General features: G+C 67.1%; 17 protein-coding genes. 3 read left to right on the top strand and 14 right to left on the bottom strand.

Translation table 11 applies throughout. The features are described from left to right. Window positions 1-59 precede the first annotated feature (59 nt). The 4 genes from AC3ITW_RS18605 to AC3ITW_RS18590 form a co-directional block, all read right to left on the bottom strand. Complete coding sequence (locus tag AC3ITW_RS18605) at window positions 60-509, bottom strand: hypothetical protein (RefSeq protein WP_100435244.1); 450 nt, start codon at window positions 507-509, stop codon at window positions 60-62. Between the two features lie 172 nt (window positions 510-681). Continuing rightward, window positions 682-2,823 carry a ferric-rhodotorulic acid/ferric-coprogen receptor FhuE gene (gene fhuE / locus AC3ITW_RS18600; protein ID WP_448672847.1) on the bottom strand — a complete coding sequence of 714 codons (2,142 nt, stop codon included), beginning with the start codon at window positions 2,821-2,823 and terminating at the stop codon, window positions 682-684. Window positions 2,824-2,996: 173 nt separating this feature from the next. Further along, entirely contained in the window at window positions 2,997-3,548 is a 552-nt protein-coding gene (locus tag AC3ITW_RS18595; protein ID WP_100435246.1) for a M23 family metallopeptidase, read from the bottom strand. A gap of 77 nt (window positions 3,549-3,625) precedes the next feature. Next, the gene (locus AC3ITW_RS18590) at window positions 3,626-4,108 is read right to left on the bottom strand and encodes an Lrp/AsnC family transcriptional regulator (protein WP_006391525.1); all 483 of its coding nucleotides are present in this window, start codon (window positions 4,106-4,108) and stop codon (window positions 3,626-3,628) included. Between the two features lie 72 nt (window positions 4,109-4,180). On the opposite strand from AC3ITW_RS18590, the gene AC3ITW_RS18585 reads away from it, so the two are divergent. After that, window positions 4,181-5,056 (top strand): EamA family transporter, encoded by an 876-nt coding sequence (locus AC3ITW_RS18585; RefSeq protein ID WP_012512098.1) that lies wholly within the window; start codon window positions 4,181-4,183, stop codon window positions 5,054-5,056. A 186-nt stretch (window positions 5,057-5,242) separates the two neighbouring features. Here AC3ITW_RS18585 and AC3ITW_RS18580 read toward each other — a convergent pair whose 3' ends face one another. The 4 genes from AC3ITW_RS18580 to AC3ITW_RS18565 form a co-directional block, all read right to left on the bottom strand. Then, complete coding sequence (locus tag AC3ITW_RS18580; RefSeq protein ID WP_012512097.1) at window positions 5,243-5,980, bottom strand: endonuclease/exonuclease/phosphatase family protein; 738 nt, start codon at window positions 5,978-5,980, stop codon at window positions 5,243-5,245. 53 nt (window positions 5,981-6,033) lie between these two features. Then, window positions 6,034-6,864, bottom strand: coding sequence for a thiol:disulfide interchange protein DsbA/DsbL (locus AC3ITW_RS18575; protein ID WP_100435247.1), 831 nt, complete (start codon window positions 6,862-6,864; stop codon window positions 6,034-6,036). Window positions 6,865-6,970: 106 nt separating this feature from the next. Next, window positions 6,971-7,621, bottom strand: a complete 651-nt coding sequence (locus tag AC3ITW_RS18570) for a thiol:disulfide interchange protein DsbA/DsbL (protein ID WP_100435248.1) — start codon at window positions 7,619-7,621, stop codon at window positions 6,971-6,973. 106 nt (window positions 7,622-7,727) lie between these two features. Further along, window positions 7,728-8,528, bottom strand: coding sequence for a c-type cytochrome (locus AC3ITW_RS18565; protein WP_012512095.1), 801 nt, complete (start codon window positions 8,526-8,528; stop codon window positions 7,728-7,730). 155 nt (window positions 8,529-8,683) lie between these two features. Here AC3ITW_RS18565 and yihA point away from each other — a divergent pair, with 155 nt between their 5' ends. Then, the gene (gene yihA, locus AC3ITW_RS18560) at window positions 8,684-9,286 is read left to right on the top strand and encodes a ribosome biogenesis GTP-binding protein YihA/YsxC (RefSeq protein ID WP_041864681.1); all 603 of its coding nucleotides are present in this window, start codon (window positions 8,684-8,686) and stop codon (window positions 9,284-9,286) included. 97 nt (window positions 9,287-9,383) lie between these two features. Here yihA and AC3ITW_RS18555 read toward each other — a convergent pair whose 3' ends face one another. The 3 genes from AC3ITW_RS18555 to AC3ITW_RS18545 form a co-directional block, all read right to left on the bottom strand. After that, window positions 9,384-10,358, bottom strand: coding sequence for an MBL fold metallo-hydrolase (locus AC3ITW_RS18555; RefSeq protein ID WP_100435249.1), 975 nt, complete (start codon window positions 10,356-10,358; stop codon window positions 9,384-9,386). A 653-nt stretch (window positions 10,359-11,011) separates the two neighbouring features. Beyond that, window positions 11,012-11,836, bottom strand: a complete 825-nt coding sequence (locus tag AC3ITW_RS18550; protein WP_006384687.1) for a helix-turn-helix transcriptional regulator — start codon at window positions 11,834-11,836, stop codon at window positions 11,012-11,014. Then, window positions 11,833-12,537 carry a VIT1/CCC1 transporter family protein gene (locus tag AC3ITW_RS18545; protein ID WP_006384686.1) on the bottom strand — a complete coding sequence of 235 codons (705 nt, stop codon included), beginning with the start codon at window positions 12,535-12,537 and terminating at the stop codon, window positions 11,833-11,835. Before AC3ITW_RS18545 ends, AC3ITW_RS18550 begins: the two co-directional genes overlap by 4 nt. A gap of 152 nt (window positions 12,538-12,689) precedes the next feature. Here AC3ITW_RS18545 and AC3ITW_RS18540 point away from each other — a divergent pair, with 152 nt between their 5' ends. Beyond that, window positions 12,690-14,054: a glutamate--cysteine ligase gene (locus AC3ITW_RS18540; RefSeq protein WP_032972191.1), complete on the top strand. Its 1,365-nt coding sequence runs from the start codon at window positions 12,690-12,692 to the stop codon at window positions 14,052-14,054. Between the two features lie 45 nt (window positions 14,055-14,099). On the opposite strand, the gene AC3ITW_RS18535 is transcribed toward AC3ITW_RS18540, so the two are convergent. The 3 genes from AC3ITW_RS18535 to AC3ITW_RS18525 form a co-directional block, all read right to left on the bottom strand. Continuing rightward, window positions 14,100-14,696, bottom strand: a complete 597-nt coding sequence (locus AC3ITW_RS18535) for a GrpB family protein (protein ID WP_032972196.1) — start codon at window positions 14,694-14,696, stop codon at window positions 14,100-14,102. A gap of 31 nt (window positions 14,697-14,727) precedes the next feature. Further along, window positions 14,728-15,984 (bottom strand): NnrS family protein, encoded by a 1,257-nt coding sequence (locus AC3ITW_RS18530; protein WP_006384683.1) that lies wholly within the window; start codon window positions 15,982-15,984, stop codon window positions 14,728-14,730. 116 nt (window positions 15,985-16,100) lie between these two features. Then, complete coding sequence (locus AC3ITW_RS18525; RefSeq protein WP_006384682.1) at window positions 16,101-17,159, bottom strand: NAD(P)-dependent alcohol dehydrogenase; 1,059 nt, start codon at window positions 17,157-17,159, stop codon at window positions 16,101-16,103. Window positions 17,160-17,185: the final 26 nt, after the last annotated feature.

Here is a 17,185-nt window from a genome sequence, read left to right as displayed (position 1 = left end):
AGCCATGCTCGATTGTCCTGTGTGATGGAGTCGAGCATGGCTCGACTCTACAAGGGTGATCAATCCGGAATGTCCTGTTCCGGGTCATCCTGTTCGAAGCCATCCTGCTCAAGGGTTGCTCGGCGGAAGGCGGTGCGCGCCCATCCCAATCCGACCACGATCATCATCGGCCCGACCGCGAAGGCGGGCAGTGAGGGAATGCGGAACTGTGGCAGCGTTTGGACCAGCAGGTTGTACAGGATCCAGATCACCAGGACCATGCCGATACCCGCGCACAACAGCCCGAAAAGCACCTGTGGAACGCCCATCGCCAAGCCAAGCGTGCGCTGGGTTCGGCTGGGAGTGGGGATGGCGCGCAGTTCACGGCCCAGATCGAACCAGAACAGGATCGCTGCGGGCAGGCCGATCAGCAGAAGCAGGATGAAGTAGCCATTGCCTGTAGCGACCATCAGCGGCAGCGAAGAGAACAGGGCCACGAGCGAGAGACCGAGTTTCGTGCGGGTGCTCATGGCCGGTCGTCCTTGAGGGGGAAGGCGCGAGGTATCCGTCTGCGCGACGCTACACCTGCAAGGGCAGCGCCACAACGGGGGCGCTGAGCGCCCCCGTTGTGGCGTCGAGCCGTGCTCGACTACCCCGTGTGATCGAGTCGAGCATGGCTCGACTCTACAGAACCCGGTTGGATCAGAACGACCAGGTGAACGTCAGCGAGCCGTTGCGGCCCTCGCCATAGCCGCCGTAGCCGTAGATCTGCGCGTAGTACTTCTTGTCCAGCAGGTTGTTGAGGTTGGCCTGCACGCTGAACTGCGGCGCGATGCGGTAGCGCACGAAGGCGCCGACCAAGGCGTAGGCATCCTGGTTGAAGCGGCCGTACACCGGGTCGGTGTAGTAGATGCCGTTCTGCCAGTTCACGCCGCCGCCGAAGGTCAGCGCGTCCAGCGACTGCGGGGTGTAGCTGGTGTAGGCCTTGATCGCGGTCTGCGGCAGCTGGGTGTTGATGTCGTTGCCATTGATGTCCTTGGCCACGTAGCGGGAGGCGCCGAAGGTGGCATTCCAGCCCGGTGCCAGTTCACCGTTCAGTTCGAACTCCACGCCGCGGCTGACCGTGCCGCGCGCGGCAACGTAGGCGTACTCGTTGGCCGAACCATCGACGAAGCCACCGGTCTGCTGGGCGACATTGTCCTGCTCGATACGGAACACCGCCAGCGAGGCGTTCAGGCGGTTGTCGAACCATGCGCCCTTGACGCCCACTTCGTAGCTTTTGCCGTCCACCGGATCGAGGTAGCGGCCCTGCTGGTTGCGATAGGTCTGCGGCTGGAAGATCTCGGTGTAGCTGGCGTAGGTCGACCAGGTGTCATTGATGTCGAACACCAGGCCGGCATAGGGCGTGGTCACCTTGTGGCTGAAGCGGCTGATGGTTGCACCTTCGGTGCCGTCAAGGCTCCAGTCGGTGTAGCGCGCGCCGAGGATCAGCTTGAGCGGATCGGCCAACGACAGGCGCGTGGCGGCGTAGGCGGCCTTCTGCTTGATGGTGCCCTGGCTCTGCGTCGGCAGCGTTGCCGCCCAGTTCGGTTCCGGGAAACTCCCGGTCCAGCTGAGGTAGTTGTCCAGCGGCGCCCAGGCCGACTGGAAATCGCCGGTGTTCACGTACTCGCGCTTGTTGTAGCTCAGGCCCGCCATGAACTGGTGCTCGCGGCCAAGCAGCTGGAACGGACCGTCGACGTAACCATCGACGCCGTCCACCTTGCGGTGGGTCTTGTAGTAGCCGGCCATCGGCAGTACGCCGGCTCCGGTGGTCTTGTTGAAGCCGCCGCCGTAGAACGGGTAGAACAGCTTGTCGTCGGCATCGGTCCGGTCATGGGTCGCGCCGATCTTGAACTTCCAGCCGTTGCCGAAGGCGTGCTGCAGGGTGGCGAACGCGCGCTTGCTGGTGGTGTCCCAGAAGGTCCAGTCCGGCGACGGATTGAACGAGGTCGGATAGTTGGTGGGGGTGCCATCGGAGAACCACATGGGGAAGCCGCCCCAGGTTGGTGCGGTGGCCTTCTTGTGCTGGTAGTCGTAGCCCACGCTCAGCTGCGTGTCCGGAGTGAGGTCGGCATCGATGACGGCATAGCCCAGCCTCTTGCGCTGGTTGTAGCGGTCGACCTGCGAATCGGTATCCAGATAGCTGCCGATCACGCGGCCACGGACGGTGCCGCTGGCATTGAGCGCGCTGCCCACGTCGACGGTGGTGCGGGTGCGGCCCCAGCTGCCGACGTTCATCGACACACTGCCGGCCAGTTCGGCGCTGTCGGCGTGCTTGCGGATCAGGTTCACCGATGCGGATGGATTGCCGGCGCCGCTGAGCAGGCCGGTGGCGCCGCGAACCACCTCCACGCGGTCATACAGCGCCAGGTCCAGGCCGGAATCGCCGTAGCTCCAGTTCTGCACCATCTGCGTCGGCAGGCCGTCGAACTGGTAGGCATCGATGTAGAAGCCGCGCGCATAGAACTCGGTGCGCTCGCTGTCGGACTGGGTGCTGGTCACGCCGGTGGTGTTGGCCAGCACGTCGATGATGTCGTCCAGCTTCTGATCTTCGATGCGCTGGTGGCTGATGATGCTGACCGACTGCGGGATCTCACGCGGTGCCAGATCGAAGCGGGTGCCAGCCGAGGTGCGGCGTACCGAGTAGCCTTCGGCGCGTTCGCCCTTGACCACCACCTTGTCGAGCGTGGTCGGGTCGGCGGTGGTGTCGGCGAAGGCGGTCGGGGCCACGGAGCAGAGAGCAGCGAACACGGCAATGGACAGCCGCTGCGGCTGCAGGGTACGGAAGGCGGGACGGTTCATGGGGGATCCTGGACGAGCACGCGCGTTCGGCCGGCATCCAGAAGGCGAGGCGCTACGGGTAGGGGAAGGGCGGGCAGGCCGTCCTGGCACCACCGGAAACGAAAGAAATGGTAATACGAACAATTCCTATTTACAAATCATGAACGGATCGATCCGCGGGGGCGCAATGGCGGTCAGCGCAGCAGCGGCAACGGGTCGCGGGGGCCGTTCGTGCCGTAGATGCCCCAGTGCAGGTGCGGCGGCGTGCCCTTGGCGTTGCCGCTGTCGCCGACGTGGCCTAGAAGGTCACCGGCCTGGACCACCTGGCCGCGCGCCAGGCCCTCTGCCCAGTCTTCCAGATGCGCGTAGTAGTAGCGCTCGCGCCCGGGCCCGATCACCCAGACCTGGCGGCCACCGAGGCCGCGTTCGCTGACATCCGCGATGACGCCGGCAGTGACGCTGCGCACCGGCGTGCCGCGCTTGGCGAAGATGTCGATACCGGCGTGGGAGCGGTCACGGCCTCGCGGCGCGCCGAAGGTGTCGGCAATCTGCCGGGGGCGTACACCCTCCACCGGCACCGGCAGTTCGGTGGCAGCCGGCATCCGTGTCAGCGACCAGAGCATTCGCGGCGTGGCCGCCCACGGGCTGTTCCACAGCGCCATCGCGGCAACAACGGCAATGGCCAGCCACAGGCCGCGCAGCAGCCAGCGGCGCAGGCGGTGGGCAGGAGAGGGGGGGGTACTCATGGTTTCGGAGTGTAGAGTCGAGCCATGCTCGACTGCTTCAGCTTTGCGGTCAAAAGGCAGTCGAGTCTGGCTCGGCTCTACAGAACCGGTACCAGCGGAACCTCGAAACTCCGCTTCAACGTGCCCAGTGCCACCGAGGTGCGGAAGCGCTCGATATTGTCGTCGCCGCCGAACAAGCGCTCGGTAATCGCTTCGTATTCTTCCATCGACGCCGCCGAAAGCAGCAGCAGGAAATCGCCGTCACCGGTGATCGAATAGCACTGCTGCACGGCCGGGTCGTCCTGCACGCGACGCTTGAACGGCGCCACGCGTTCGCGCTGCTCGCTGACCACGCGCACCTCGACGATGATGGTCAGCGGTCGTCCGACCTTCGCCGCAGCGACCACGGCCACATTGGCCGCGATCACACCGCTGTCCTGCAGGCGCTTGATCCGGCGCTGCACCGCTGGAGTGGACAGGTGCACGGCCTCGGCGATTTCGCGTTGCGGTAGGGTGTTGTCCCGCTGTAGCAGGTCGAGGATGGCGCGGTCGAAGCTGTCGAGCACGGGGGCGGTGGCCATGGCGAGCAGAAGTTGCACGAACGGGCTGTCAATTGAGCCAAGTGCTCGGCGCCGGCGCAATAGACTTTGCGCATGCAGACTTCACGATTCGCGCCGATGTTGCCGGCGCTGGCAGTGCTGGGTTCGGTTACTTCGCTGGCCATCGGCACGTCTTACGCCAAACACCTGTTCCCGCTGATCGGCGCGCAGGGCACCAGCGCACTGCGGGTGGGCTTCTCGGCGCTGTTGCTGCTGCTGTTCTGGCGGCCGTGGCGCTGGAAGACCAGCCGCGTGGATGCGATCACCATCCTGCGCTACGGGCTCACCCTGGGCCTGATGAACCTGCTGTTCTACATGGCCCTGCGCACGATCCCCTTCGGCATCGCGGTGGCCATCGAGTTCACCGGCCCGCTGACGGTGGCGATGCTGTCATCACGACGACCGATCGACTTCCTGTGGGTGGGCTGCGCGGCGGTGGGGCTGCTGTTGCTGTTGCCGATCGGTGGCGGCCCGGCGCTGGATCCGGCAGGCGTGCTGTATGCCATGGGTGCGGCGGCGTGCTGGGGCCTGTACATCGTGTTCGGCAAGCGTGCCGGCCACCTGCACGCCGGGCATTCGGTGTCGCTGGGCCTGCTGGCCGCGTCGCTGGTGGTGGTACCGGTGGGCGTGGTGCATGCTGGTGCCGCGCTGCTTGATCCGAAGATCCTGGCTGCTGGCCTGCTGGTGGCGTTGGTGTCCAGCGCGATCCCGATGTCGCTGGAGATGATGGCGCTCAAGCGCCTGCCGAAGGAGACCTTCGGCATCCTGATCAGCATGGAGCCGGCGGTGGCCGCGCTGTGGGCGATGCTGCTGCTGCACGAGCACCTGCATGGGCTGCAGTGGCTGGCGATCGGCTGCACGGTGCTGGCCTCGGTGGGCAGCACGATGACCGCGCGGCGGCTGAAGGTGCCGGTGGTGCAGGCGGGATAGCGCCGGGCCATGCCCGGCGGAGAGCGTGCGGACCAACGGTCCGCACCCACCAGGGCAGCGTGCCAACCAAGGTTGGCACCCACCAGGGCAGTGGTCCGCACCCACCAGAGCGGCGCGCCAACCAAGGTTGGCCCCTACCAGGGTCGGTAGCGCCGGGCCATGCCCGGCGAGCGCAGCGGCAGCGCGTCAGCGCAGGGCGTTGGCCGGTACGTCGATCGCCATCGCCAGCGCGAGGTGATCGGAGAACGCCGCCGGTACGGCTTCCACGGTGCGGGTCTGCAGTCCGCTGCTGACCAGGATGTGGTCGATGGCGCGGTCGGGGCGCCAGCTGGGGAAGGTCGGCACGATGCAGCCGGGTGGCTGCAGCCGGGTCTTCTGGTACAGCACCTGCATTTCCGGGCGTTCGGCCAGGCAGTTGAAGTCGCCCATCAGTACGGCATTGGGGTGGTCGGACAGCAGCTCGGCGATGAAGCCCAGCTGCGACATCCGCGAACCCGCCCCCAGCGACAGATGGGCCACCGCCACCGCCAGGCCATCCTCGCCATCCCCGAACTTGGCCAGCAGTACGCCGCGCCCGCCGATACGGCCGGGCAGGGCGTGGTCCTGTACTTCCACCGGTTCCAGTTTGCTCAGCAGGCCATTGGCGCTGGAGGCGACCCCGCCCATGCGCCGGTTCGGCTGGTGGCTCCAGTAGTTGAAGCCGGCGCGCTGGGCCAGGTAGTGGGTCTGGTTGGTGAAGCCCGAGCGCAGGCTGCCCGGGTCGGCCTCCTGCAGGCCGACGATGTCGTGTTCGCGCGCCAAGGTGGCGATCGCGTCAAGACTGCTGCGCTTGCGACCCGCCGGCAGCGCATGTGACCAGCTGCGGGTCACATAGTCACTGTAGCGGCGGGTACTTGAGCCGGCCTGGATGTTGGCCGTCAGCAAGCGCAGGGTCCGTGTGTGGGGGGAAGTCACGGCCGGGAACAGCTTCTCTTGGATCAGTGAGCCTGGGCCGCGCCGCGCTCGCGGGCGATCAGGTGGTCGGCGATGCGCAGCATGTCCGGGAAGCTCTTGCCCTTCACCAGGTACTTGCCGTTGACGATGATCGACGGGGTGCCGCTGATCTGGCTGCGCTGGGCGAACTGCTTGGCCGAGTTGGTCTTGGCATTCACCGCGAAGCTGCCCATGGTGGCGGCGAACTGCTTCGGATCCACGCCGTAGGCGCCGTAGAACTTGGCGATGTCGTCCACCGAGTCACGGCCGCGCTCGCCCTTCAGGGTCTTCTGCGAGTGGATGGCGGCGTACAGCGCCTCGTGGGTCTTTTCCTGCACGGCCAGGGTCTGCGCGGCGTAGAAGGCACGGGCGTAGTCATCCCAGGTGCCGCCGAACATGGCCGGCACGTAGACGAAGTTCACGTCGCTCGGCAGGCCGGCCTTCCACGGGCCGACCAGCGGCTGGAACGCGGCGCAGGCCGGGCAGACGTAGCCGAAGATTTCGGTCACTTCGATCTTGCCGGCGGCCGGCTGGAACGGCTGGCCGTTCGGGATCACCTGGTAGTCGGCGCCTTCCACCGGGGCCGGGCCGGTCAGTGCGGTGGTGGTCGGGGCCGGTGCAGCGGCAGGGGCGGCTTCAGCCGCGGCCTTCTCGCCTTCGGCAGCGGCCGGGGCGGCGCCTTCGGCGCCAGCGGCAGGCGCAGCCGGCTCGGTGGTGGCCGGAGCGGCGGTCGGCTCAGCCGGGGCGGCGGTGGTGTTGGTGCTGCCATCGTCGGCCTTGCAGGCGGCCAGGATCGGCAGCAGCGCTGCGAGTGCGAGGGCGTAACGGATCTTCATGGAAACGTCTCCAGCATCTGGATAGGTGGGGCCGGCAACCAGTGCCGGCCAGAGGGAAATGATGACATGCGGCGGCGACAGCGCCGTGTCGATGGTGTGTATTGGTTCAGCGGCCGCGGGCGGCGCGGGCCTGGGCGATCAGCGCCGAGGCGATGCGCAGCTGGTCGTCGAAACTGTTGCCACGCACCAGGTACTGGCCGTTGATGATGATCGCCGGGGTGCCCGGAATCTTGGTGCGCTGGGCGAAGGCGCGGGCCGCGTCGACCTTCTTCTGCACCGCATCGCTGCGCAGGGCCTGGATGTAGCGGTCCGGGGTCACGCCATAGGCCTTGTAGAAGTTGGCGAGCTCATCGGCCGAGACGTTCTGCATCGGCAGCGAGCCATCCTGATGCAGGGCCTTGAACACGGCCGCGTGGCTGCGCTTGGCCACGCCTACCTGGTCGGCGGCGTAGTAGGCCAGCGCCCAGGCATCCCAGGCGCCACCGAATGCGGCCGGGACCGGGGTGAAGCGCACGTCGGCCGGCAGCTTGGCCGCCCAGGCTTCCAGCTGCGGCTCGAAATGGGCGCAGTGTGGGCAGGTGTAGCCAAAGACTTCGACCACCTCGATCTTGCCGGCCAGCGGCTGGAACGGGCCCGGCTGGGCGATGCGCTCGTAATCCTTGCCTTCAACCAGCGGGGCATTGGCGGGGGTGGCGGCGCAGGCTACCAGCGGCAGCAGCACCAGCAAAGACAACAGCAGGCGGGAAATCAACCTCATCGACACGCATCTCCGTTGAAAAAAGCAACGCCGGCGCGGTCGCCGGCGTGAAGGAAACATACCGCAGGCGCAGGCCGTGGTGGCGGCCCGGGCCGACCAATGGTGGTCAGGGGGCGGCGACCGGTTGTGCCGGTACAGGCGCGGCAGCCACGTCATCGGCCTTGTTGTGCAGGCCCTGCAGGTAGCTGGACAGCGCCTGCACCTCCTGCTCGCTCAGCTTCTGCGCGACCGTGGCCATGATCTGGAAGTGCGCCTTGTCGGTTTCGTGGGTCTGCCCGGCCTGGTATTCCTGCAGGCGCCGCGCGACATAGCTGGCGTGCTGGCCACCGATATGCGGGTAGGCCGGGCCCGGATTGCCAGCGCCGCTGGGGCCGTGGCAGGCCATGCAGGCCGGCAGGCCACGCTTGGCGTCGCCGCCGCGGTACAGCTGCTGGCCGATCTCGTAGAACTTCATGCCCTTGTAGGGGCCTTCGGTAACCGCCGTGTCGTCGGCGATGCCGGCGGTGGCTTTCTGCGTGGCGAAGAACGCGCCGATGTCGCGCATGTCCTGCGGGGTGAGGTTCTGCACGAACGGCACCATCGCCACCGCCGCACCGGAACTGCGCTGGCCGTTGGCGATCAGGGCCATCTGCTGGGCCACGTAGCGTTCGCTCTGGCCGGCGATGGACGGGTACATCTCCACCGTGGAGTTGCCGTCGGCGCCATGGCAGGCCGCGCAGGCCGAGGCCTTGGTCTGGCCGGCCTTGGCATCGCCCCAGTGGGTCTTGCTGAAATCGACCTCCAGCGAGGCGGTGTTGATCGGCCCGTTGTCGGGCAGCGGGGTCAACGTGGTCTGCGCGAACGCAGCGGCGGCAACGACTACGGCAGTGGCAAGGGCGGATACGGCAAGAACGCGAGCGTGGCGCATGCTAAAGCTCCGTATGGACCGGGCCGGGCGGCAGCCACGGCATCGCCCGGATTATCAACGCCGTTTCCGCGCACGGTCAACGCAGCAGTGCAGCATTTTCCCGGCGGAGGGCCCTGGGCCGGGCGCGCGGTGCCGCAACATGCGATCCTATGCACATGTCATTGCTCATCGAACGCGCCCAATACCACCTCTCTGCCCACAACATGGGGCAGCTGCCGCCCGATGAGGGGGCCGAAGTGGCCTTTGCGGGCCGCTCCAACGCCGGCAAGTCCAGTGCCCTCAACGCATTGACCCGGCAGAACAGCCTGGCCCGTGTCTCCAAGACCCCTGGCCGCACCCAGCAGCTGGTGTTCTTCCAGGTGACCCCGGAAGCCCATCTGGTCGATCTGCCCGGTTACGGCTACGCCAAGGTGCCGCTGGACCTGCAGGCGCACTGGCAGGCCTTCATCGACCGCTACTTCCGCACCCGCAATGCGCTGAGGGGCCTGGTGGTGGTGATGGATATCCGCCACCCGCTGAAGGACTACGACCGGCAGATGCTGGCCTATGCCGTGCAGCGTGGCCTGCCGGCGCATGCGTTGCTGACCAAGGCCGACAAGCTGAGCCGCAGCCAGCAGATGCAGACCCTGCAGAAGGTGCGCAAGGAACTGCACTCCTCCTTCGGTGATACGGTCAGCGTGCAGGTGTTCTCCGGCGCCGCCCGCACCGGTGTGGACGAAGCCCGCGGCATCATCGGCGGCTGGTTGGGGCTGGAATAAGGCATTTTCGGTCGCCCGGCTGGCGGCCGGGCGCTACCGCTCTGATGCCCGGTAGTGCCGGCCGCTGGCCGGCAACGCCACCAGGCCCGGTGGCACCTCATTTCAACGGCGAATACTCCGCCGGCACCCACGCATAGGCCTTGCCCTCGCCACGCACATGGCCCAGGCCGGGGAACGGCAGGTGCGCACCTGCCACCCACCAGCCGTTGGCGGTGGCCTGCTGCAGCAGGCTGCGGCGGCTGGCGATGGCCGCCTTGCGGTCCGAATCGGCCTCGAACGCGGCCTCCGGGTGCGCGAACTGCACCGCGTGGAAGTGCAGCACATCGCCCCACACCAGTAGCGACTGGCCCAGGCTGTCGAACCGGTAGGAGACATGGCCCGGGGTATGGCCATGGGTATCCATCGCCACCGCGCCACCGGGCAGGGCATCGCCGGGGCTGAACGTGCGCAGGTGGCCGCTGGCCTGGTACGGCGCCACCGCGTTGCGTGCCAGTGGGAAGGCGAAGCGTACGCCTTGCGGTGCACTGGCCTCGCTGGCCGGGTTGAGCCAGTAACCGGCATCGGCCTTGGACAGCCACACCGTGGCGTTCGGGTAGGCCGGCTTGCCCTGCGCGTCGAGTACGCCACACAGGTGATCCGGATGGGCATGGGTCAGCAGCACGTCATCCACCTCGGCCGGGTCGACGCCGGAAGCACGCAGATTGCCCAGCACCTGGCCCAGTCCGGGGCCGAAGCACTGTGCGGTACCGGTATCGACCAGGGTCAGGTGATTGCCCTGGCGCACCAGGAAAGCGTTGATCGCGGTCTGCAGGCCTTTCTTGTCTTCGGGCACGTAACGGCCTTCCAGCAAGCGGCTGACCAGCGTCGGCGGCACGTCCACCACTTCCTGCCGACCCAGCGCGACCACGCCATCGAACAGGGCGGTGACCTGCAGCGCCCCGACGCGCTGGTGGTAGACGCCTGGGACCTGCTGGGTGGGGGCAGGCGACGTGGTTTCGGCCAGCGCGGCCAGTGGCAGGGATGACAGGGCCAACAGCAGGGCGTGGTGCAGCGGCAGGGGACGCAGGGTCATGGCGGTTCTCGGTGGATGACGGGCAATTCCGTTGCTGCATAGCGTGCCGTGGCCGGTGTGTGCGCGGCGCTCAAACCACTACGCGGAATGCTCATGGAAGGGGTGTCTGCAGGGCTGCGCCCTGCACCCGCAGAGGCAACGGCAACGACCGAAGCAACAGCAACGGCCGAAGCAACAGCAACGGCCGAAGCAACAGCGGGCTATCCGTGGGATGGCGGGGTGGGTCCGGTTGCGGGAGACGCCGTAAACCCGTCCATGGGGGCTTGGCCGCGGCATCCATGCCGCGGACACTCCCGCAACCGGACCCACCCCGCCTTCGACAGTTTTCTGCGATCTGTTGGAAATGCTCTTGGGGGTCATATCCGTTTTCCGCAGGAAAACGGATATGACCCCAGAATTTCATTCGATATCTGACAGATGTGTCGACCAAGGTCGACACCTACCAACAGCCGAGTGAACCTGTCGAAGGTGGGGCGGTATCGGAGTGCGGGGTGTCAGCCGCATGGATGCGGCTGCCAAGCCTACAGGGACGTACTTGCGGCGTCCCCGCACTCCGATACCGCCCCCCTATCCCACGGAATGCATGCTGTTGCTGTTGCTTCGGCCGTTGCCGTTGCCTCTGCGGGTGCAGGGCGCAGCCCTGCCGAACACCCTCAAATGTCTGTAGGAGCCAGCCCGTACTGCTCGGCGAAGCGCTTGCTGAAGCTCGCCGCAGACCGGTAGCCCGCGCGTGCGGCCACGGTCTTCAGCGGCAGATCCGTCGTGTACAGCAACGTCATTCCATGTGCCAGCCGCGCCTCGGTCAACAACTGCCGCAGGCTGGTGCGCTCGGCCGCCAGCCGACGGCGCAGGGTCGCGCCGCTCAGCGCGAACTGCTCTTCCACATCGCGTGATTGCCAGTCGCGGGCCGGTTCGGCGGCGATGCGATCGCGGATCTGTTCACCCAGGCTCGGTGCCTGCGGCAGCAGCAGGTTGCCATGGCCCTGCCGGCACAGGGTCAGTACCAGCGAGGCCAGGGCCAGCCGTGCGTCGCTGTAACGGCCGTCCTGCAGCGATTGCCGCCACTGTCGCAGCACCGCGCCATGCTCGGTCAATGGCAACCGCCCCATCACCGGGCCGGCGCTGGGCAGCGCTTCGCTCCACAGCGTGCGCGCCGCGGCCAGTACTTCGGCACACAGCGGTACGATGGCACTGAGGTAGCGGCCGGTCCCCGGGTCGGGTGTGTTGACCACATCGATGCGGCAGCGCTGGGTCAGCAGCAGGATGTCGCCGGGGATGAAGTCCAGCGACTGGTGCGCGGTGCGTACCTGCTTGCGGCCTTCCAGCAGGATTGCGAACTGCGGCTGTGGGATTTCCACCGAACTGGCGCCGTGTTCGCGGCGCGCAGTGATGCAGGCATAGCCTTCGGCGCGGTCGCAGCCGGCCAGGCTGGCCATCTCCGCCAGCAGGGCGACGGCCGGTGGCAGCATCGCGGTCATGACACGTGGGCTCCCAGCAGTCTGCCGACACCGGCAGCGGCGGCCATTGCCAGCGCGCCCCAGAACATTACCCGGATCGCACCGCGTGCAGGCGAAGCACCGCCGGCCCGGGCGGCCATTGCGCCGGTCAGGCACAGGCCGAGCAGGGTGCTGGCCGTGGTCATCATCGCCACCTTGTTGGCCGGTGCCAGCAGCGCGGTCAGCACCGGCAGCGCGGCGCCGCAGGTGAAGGCGCCGGCCGAGGCCATCGCCGCCTGCAGCGGGCGTGCGCGCAGTTCTTCGGTGATGCCCAGCTCGTCGCGGGCGTGAGCGCCCAGTGCATCGTGGGCGGTAAGCTGCTCGGCAACCTGCCGCGCAAGCGCCGGTTCCAGTCCGCGGTGACGGTAGATCGCCGCCAGCTCTTCCAGCTCGCTGTGCGGGTCTTCGTGCAGTTCACGCTTCTCCATGGCCAGGTCGGCGTTTTCGGTGTCGGCCTGGGTCTGCACGGAGACATACTCACCGGCAGCCATCGACATCGCACCCGCTACGGTGCCGGCTATGCCGGTGGCGAGGATCGTGCTGGCCGAAGCGCCGCTGGCGGCCACGCCGACGACCAGGCCGGCCACTGATACGATGCCGTCGTTTGCCCCCAGCACGGCGGCACGCAGCCAGCCGACACGGTCGGCGCGGTGCAGCTCAGGGTGTCGTGAATGGCGGCTCATGGCTTCGAGTGTACGAGGGTCAAGAGGGCGTCGGTAGGATGCTGAAACCCGTCACCGTCGCATGACGCAACGGGCCGCCACGCTATAGTGCGCCCTTGCGATGCAAGGCTCCCAGCCCCACATCCCCTGCCACTGTCCAGCGAGTCCTCCCCTTGTCGAGCCCCAGCCACGTCGCCGATACGCCCATTACCGACCGCTCGCAGCTGGTGGCGGAGATCGCCTCCGGCGAGAAGCCCCGCGCGCAGTGGCGCATCGGTACCGAGCACGAGAAGTTCGGGTTCCGCCTGGATGACCTGCGTCCACCGACCTTCGAAGGCGAGCGCGGGATCGAAGCGCTGCTCAATGGCCTGGTGCGGTTCGGCTGGGCACCTGTGCAGGAGAACGGCAATACCATCGCCCTGCTGCGCGATGGCGCCTCGGTGACGCTGGAACCGGCCGGCCAGCTGGAACTGTCCGGCGCGGCGCTGGAGACCATCCACCAGACCTGCGTGGAAACCGGCACCCACCTCAACGAGGTGGCGCAGGTGGCCGGTGAACTGCAGCTGGGCTTCCTCGGTATGGGCTTCCAGCCGAAGTGGAAGCGCGACGAGATGCCGTGGATGCCGAAGGGCCGCTACAAGATCATGCGTTCGTACATGCCCAAGGTCGGCTCGCTGGGCCTGGACATGATGACCCGCACCTGCACGGTGCAGGTGAACCTGGATTACGCCACCGAAGCGGACATGGTGAAGAAGTTCCGCGTGTCGCTGGCGCTGCAGCCGATCGCCACCGCGCTGTTCGCCGATTCGCCGTTCACCGAAGGCAAGCCCAACGGCTACCTGAGCTACCGCTCGCACATCTGGACCGACACCGACGCCGACCGCACCGGCATGCTCGACTTCGTGTTCGAGGATGGCTTCGGTTACGAGCGCTATGTCGATTACCTGCTCGACGTGCCGATGTATTTCTCCTACCGCGATGGCATCTACCACGACGCCAGCGGGCAGAGCTTCCGCGATTTCATGCAGGCCAAGCTGCCGGTGCTGCCGGGCGCGCTGCCGACCATGCGCGACTGGTCGGACCATATGACCACCGCGTTCCCGGAAGTGCGCCTGAAGAAGTACCTGGAAATGCGCGGCGCCGATGGTGGCCCGTGGAGCCGCCTGTGCGCGCTGCCGGCGTTCTGGGTCGGCCTGCTGTACGACGACACCGCTCTGGATGCCGCCTGGGACCTGGTGCGTGACTTCACCCTGGCCGAGCGTCATGCGCTGCGTGACGGCGTGCCGAAGCATGCGATGAACCTGCCGTTCCGCAATGGCAGCGTGCGTGACCTGGCCCGCGAGGCGGTGAAGATTTCCGTGGAAGGCCTCAAGCGCCGCGCGGCGCGCAATGCCGACGGCCAGGACGAGAGCAAGTTTCTGGACGTGCTGCAGGAGATCGTCGAGTCCGGCCTGACCCCGGCCGAACGCAAGCTGGCGCTGTTCCATGGCCGCTGGCACGGCGACGTCGATCCGGTGTTCCGCGAGTTCGCGTACTGACACTGTTCCGGCGGGTGCCAACCGGGGCCGGCACCTGCCGTTGCGTCACCACCCGCGCGCTGCGAACAGGCGCGCGTAGATGCCGCGAACCACATCCTGCTTGCTGCGGTTGTAGGCCTGCACGTTGGCATTGCCCTGCAGTGCTGCCTGCTTGGCCTGTGCATAGCGCCTGCGGTCATCTTCATGGCTGCGCAGCCAATCGCGGAACAAGCAGTGGCGGAGGTGCTCGGCGCAACCAGGTGCGAACACGTGCAGGTTCACGCGCGGCACGTCCAGTCGCAGCATGCGGTGCTGGTACCACGAGGGTTCGCGGATGGTCAGCACGTAGCCCAGTGCCTGCAGCGCTGGCAGCCAGGCCGCTTCGTCGGCGGGATCGGCAACCAGCAGGTCGATGTCCAGTACCGGTTTGGCCGGCAGGCCCGGCACCGCGGTGGAGCCGACATGTTCAATGCCCAGCGCGGTGTTGCCGAGTGTCGCCTGCAGCTGCGTGCGCTGCTGCTCGAACTGGTCGGCCCACAGCGTGGACCAGGGCACCACCTGCAGCGCTTCCGGCTGCGGCGCGCCGAGAACCCAGGGATTCTCCTCAGGGTCGCCATCGGCGAAGGTGGTGATTGCGGTGGGATCGAGCGGGATATCGGACATGCCCACCATGGTGCCATGCCCGGCGGTGATGTCAGCCCGGCTTGCCATCCCGCCGCGGGCTCAGATAGATCCAGCCCAGCCGCGCCACCCACGGTGCCAAGGCCAGCAACCAGCCGATGGCTGCGGCGAAATGCCACGCATAGGCGTCGGGCATCAGTTCGGCAGCGATGCGCATGATCGCCACCGCCTGCAGCGCGACGAACGCAAACCAGGCCACTGCCGGCATCACCAGCGGTCGGCCGGAATGGCCCTGGGTGACCCGGGTCACCATCGCCACCAGCAGGCTGCCGAACAGGCCCACGGCGAGGGCATGCAGCGGCGCGCGGCCGAGCAGTTGCGGATGGCCCAGCATCTGGCCGATGTCCTGCAGCAGATACAACGCGAAGCTGATCGGCAGCCACGCCAGCGCCAGGAACAGCGCGGCAAGCAGGCCGGGCATCGGCCCGCGCGGCCACCAGTGCCACAGCGCCTGGATCGACAGCGCCAACAGCGGTGCGTCGGCCAGCCATAGCCAGGCCTCGGCCTGCAGGATCATCAACAACAGGCGCAACAGCATCAGCGCCCACATCACGGCCAGCCAGCGCAGCGGCCGCCACGGCACGTAGCCGGTCACCACGTTGTTGGCGAAGAACGGAATCATGCGGTGGGCGACGGTGAGATAGATCGGCAGCAACAAACCAAACGTTCCCAACGCCACATGCACAGGCATCAGCGTGGCACGGCCGCAGGCTACGGCCATGAACGCGAGCAGGCCCAGCCAGCCGAGCAGCAACGCCGCGAAGCAGGCACGTGCATGCCAGTTACGGTTGGGGCCGGCGGCCTTGAGTACGTGGCCGAGCACGATCAATCCGGCGCTCCAGCCGGCCAGTGCCAGCAGCAGGCCGGGCCAGAGCCCGGGTGTCCATCCGCAGGCGGCGGCAATCAGCAGCGCCTGCCCGCCGAACAGGCCGAGCCCCACCGGTGCATAGCGGCTGCGCGGCAGCTCGGGCTGGTTCATCCAGCGCGGAAACACGGTAAGCAGGAAGCCGAAGATGAAACTGGGCAGCACCAGGTACTGCATCAGCAGCGCGTGCAGCCAGGCTGGTGGCAGCGATGGTGGCTGTGGCGTCCACAGGCCACGCAGCGCACCCAGCCACAGCGTCCACCACAGCATCGCCAGCAACAGGTTGCTGGCACCGATGAAGAACAGCAGCCGATGCGGTGCACGCATCAGCATCGCAGGGGAGGGTAGGCGGGCCATGCAGTGAGTCTGCGCCCCGCGTGTGGCGGGGGCCTTGACCTTCGTCATGCCCAAGGAGGCAGGCAACCGCTTCGCTCGCCGGGCATGGCCCGGCGGACGGGCCGTGCAACGCAAACAAGAAACCCCGGCAGTGCCGGGGTTCTTCGTTCACAGTCGCCGATCGATCAGGCGGCGTTCTTCATCGTCGCCATGTCGATCACGAAGCGATAGCGCACATCGTTCTTCGCCATGCGCTCCCAGGCTTCGTTGACGTCCTTCATGTCGATCACTTCGACGTCGCTGACGATGCCGTGCTCGGCACAGAAGTCCATCATTTCCTGGGTTTCGGCCATGCCGCCGATTGCCGAACCGGTCAGGTGCTTGCGGCCGAAGATCACGCTTCCACCGGTCAGCGGCGGGTCCAGTTCGGTCAACACGCCGACCAGGCACATGGTGGCTTCGCGCTTGAGCAGGCCCATGTACGGATTGGTGTCATGGCCGACCGGGATGGTGTTGAGCAGGAAGTCGAAGCTGCCGGCGTGTGCCTTCATCTGCGCGGCATCGCGCGAGACCAGTACTTCATCGGCGCCCAGGCGCTTGGCATCGGCACCCTTTTCCGGCGTGGTGGTGATCATCACCACGTGCGCGCCGAGCGCCTTGGCGAACTTCACGCCCATGTGGCCGAGGCCACCGAGGCCGATTACGCCGACCTTCTGGCCCGGGCCGACCTTCCAGTGACGCAGCGGCGACCAGGTGGTAATGCCGGCGCACAGCAGCGGCGCGGCCGCCTTCAGGTCAAGGGTGTCGGACACCTTCACCACGAAGCGCTGCTCGACCACCACGTGGTCGGAATAGCCACCGTAGGTCGGCGCACCGTCCGCGCGCTCGCGGCCGTTGTAGGTCCAGGTCGCGCCTTCGGCGCAGTACTGTTCCAGGTCGTGTTCGCAGGCATCGCAATGGCGGCAGGAATCGACCATGCAGCCGACGCCGGCGTGGTCGCCCACCTTGAAACGGGTGACCTCGCTGCCGACTTCGGTGACCCGGCCGATGATCTCGTGGCCCGGCACCATCGGGTAGATCGAACCACCCCAGTCGTCACGGGCCTGGTGCAGGTCCGAATGGCAGATGCCGCTGTAGAGGATCTCGATGCGCACGTCGTTCGGGCCGACGGCGCGGCGCTCGAATTCGAACGGCACCAGCGGGTCGGTATGGGTATGGGCGGCGTAACCACGGGCGAGGGACATGGGGAATCCTTGGCGGGTTTGTCGAA

The organism is Stenotrophomonas sp. KH_052 (assembly GCF_057838755.1).
This window is presented reverse-complemented; position numbering and strand designations above follow the sequence as displayed.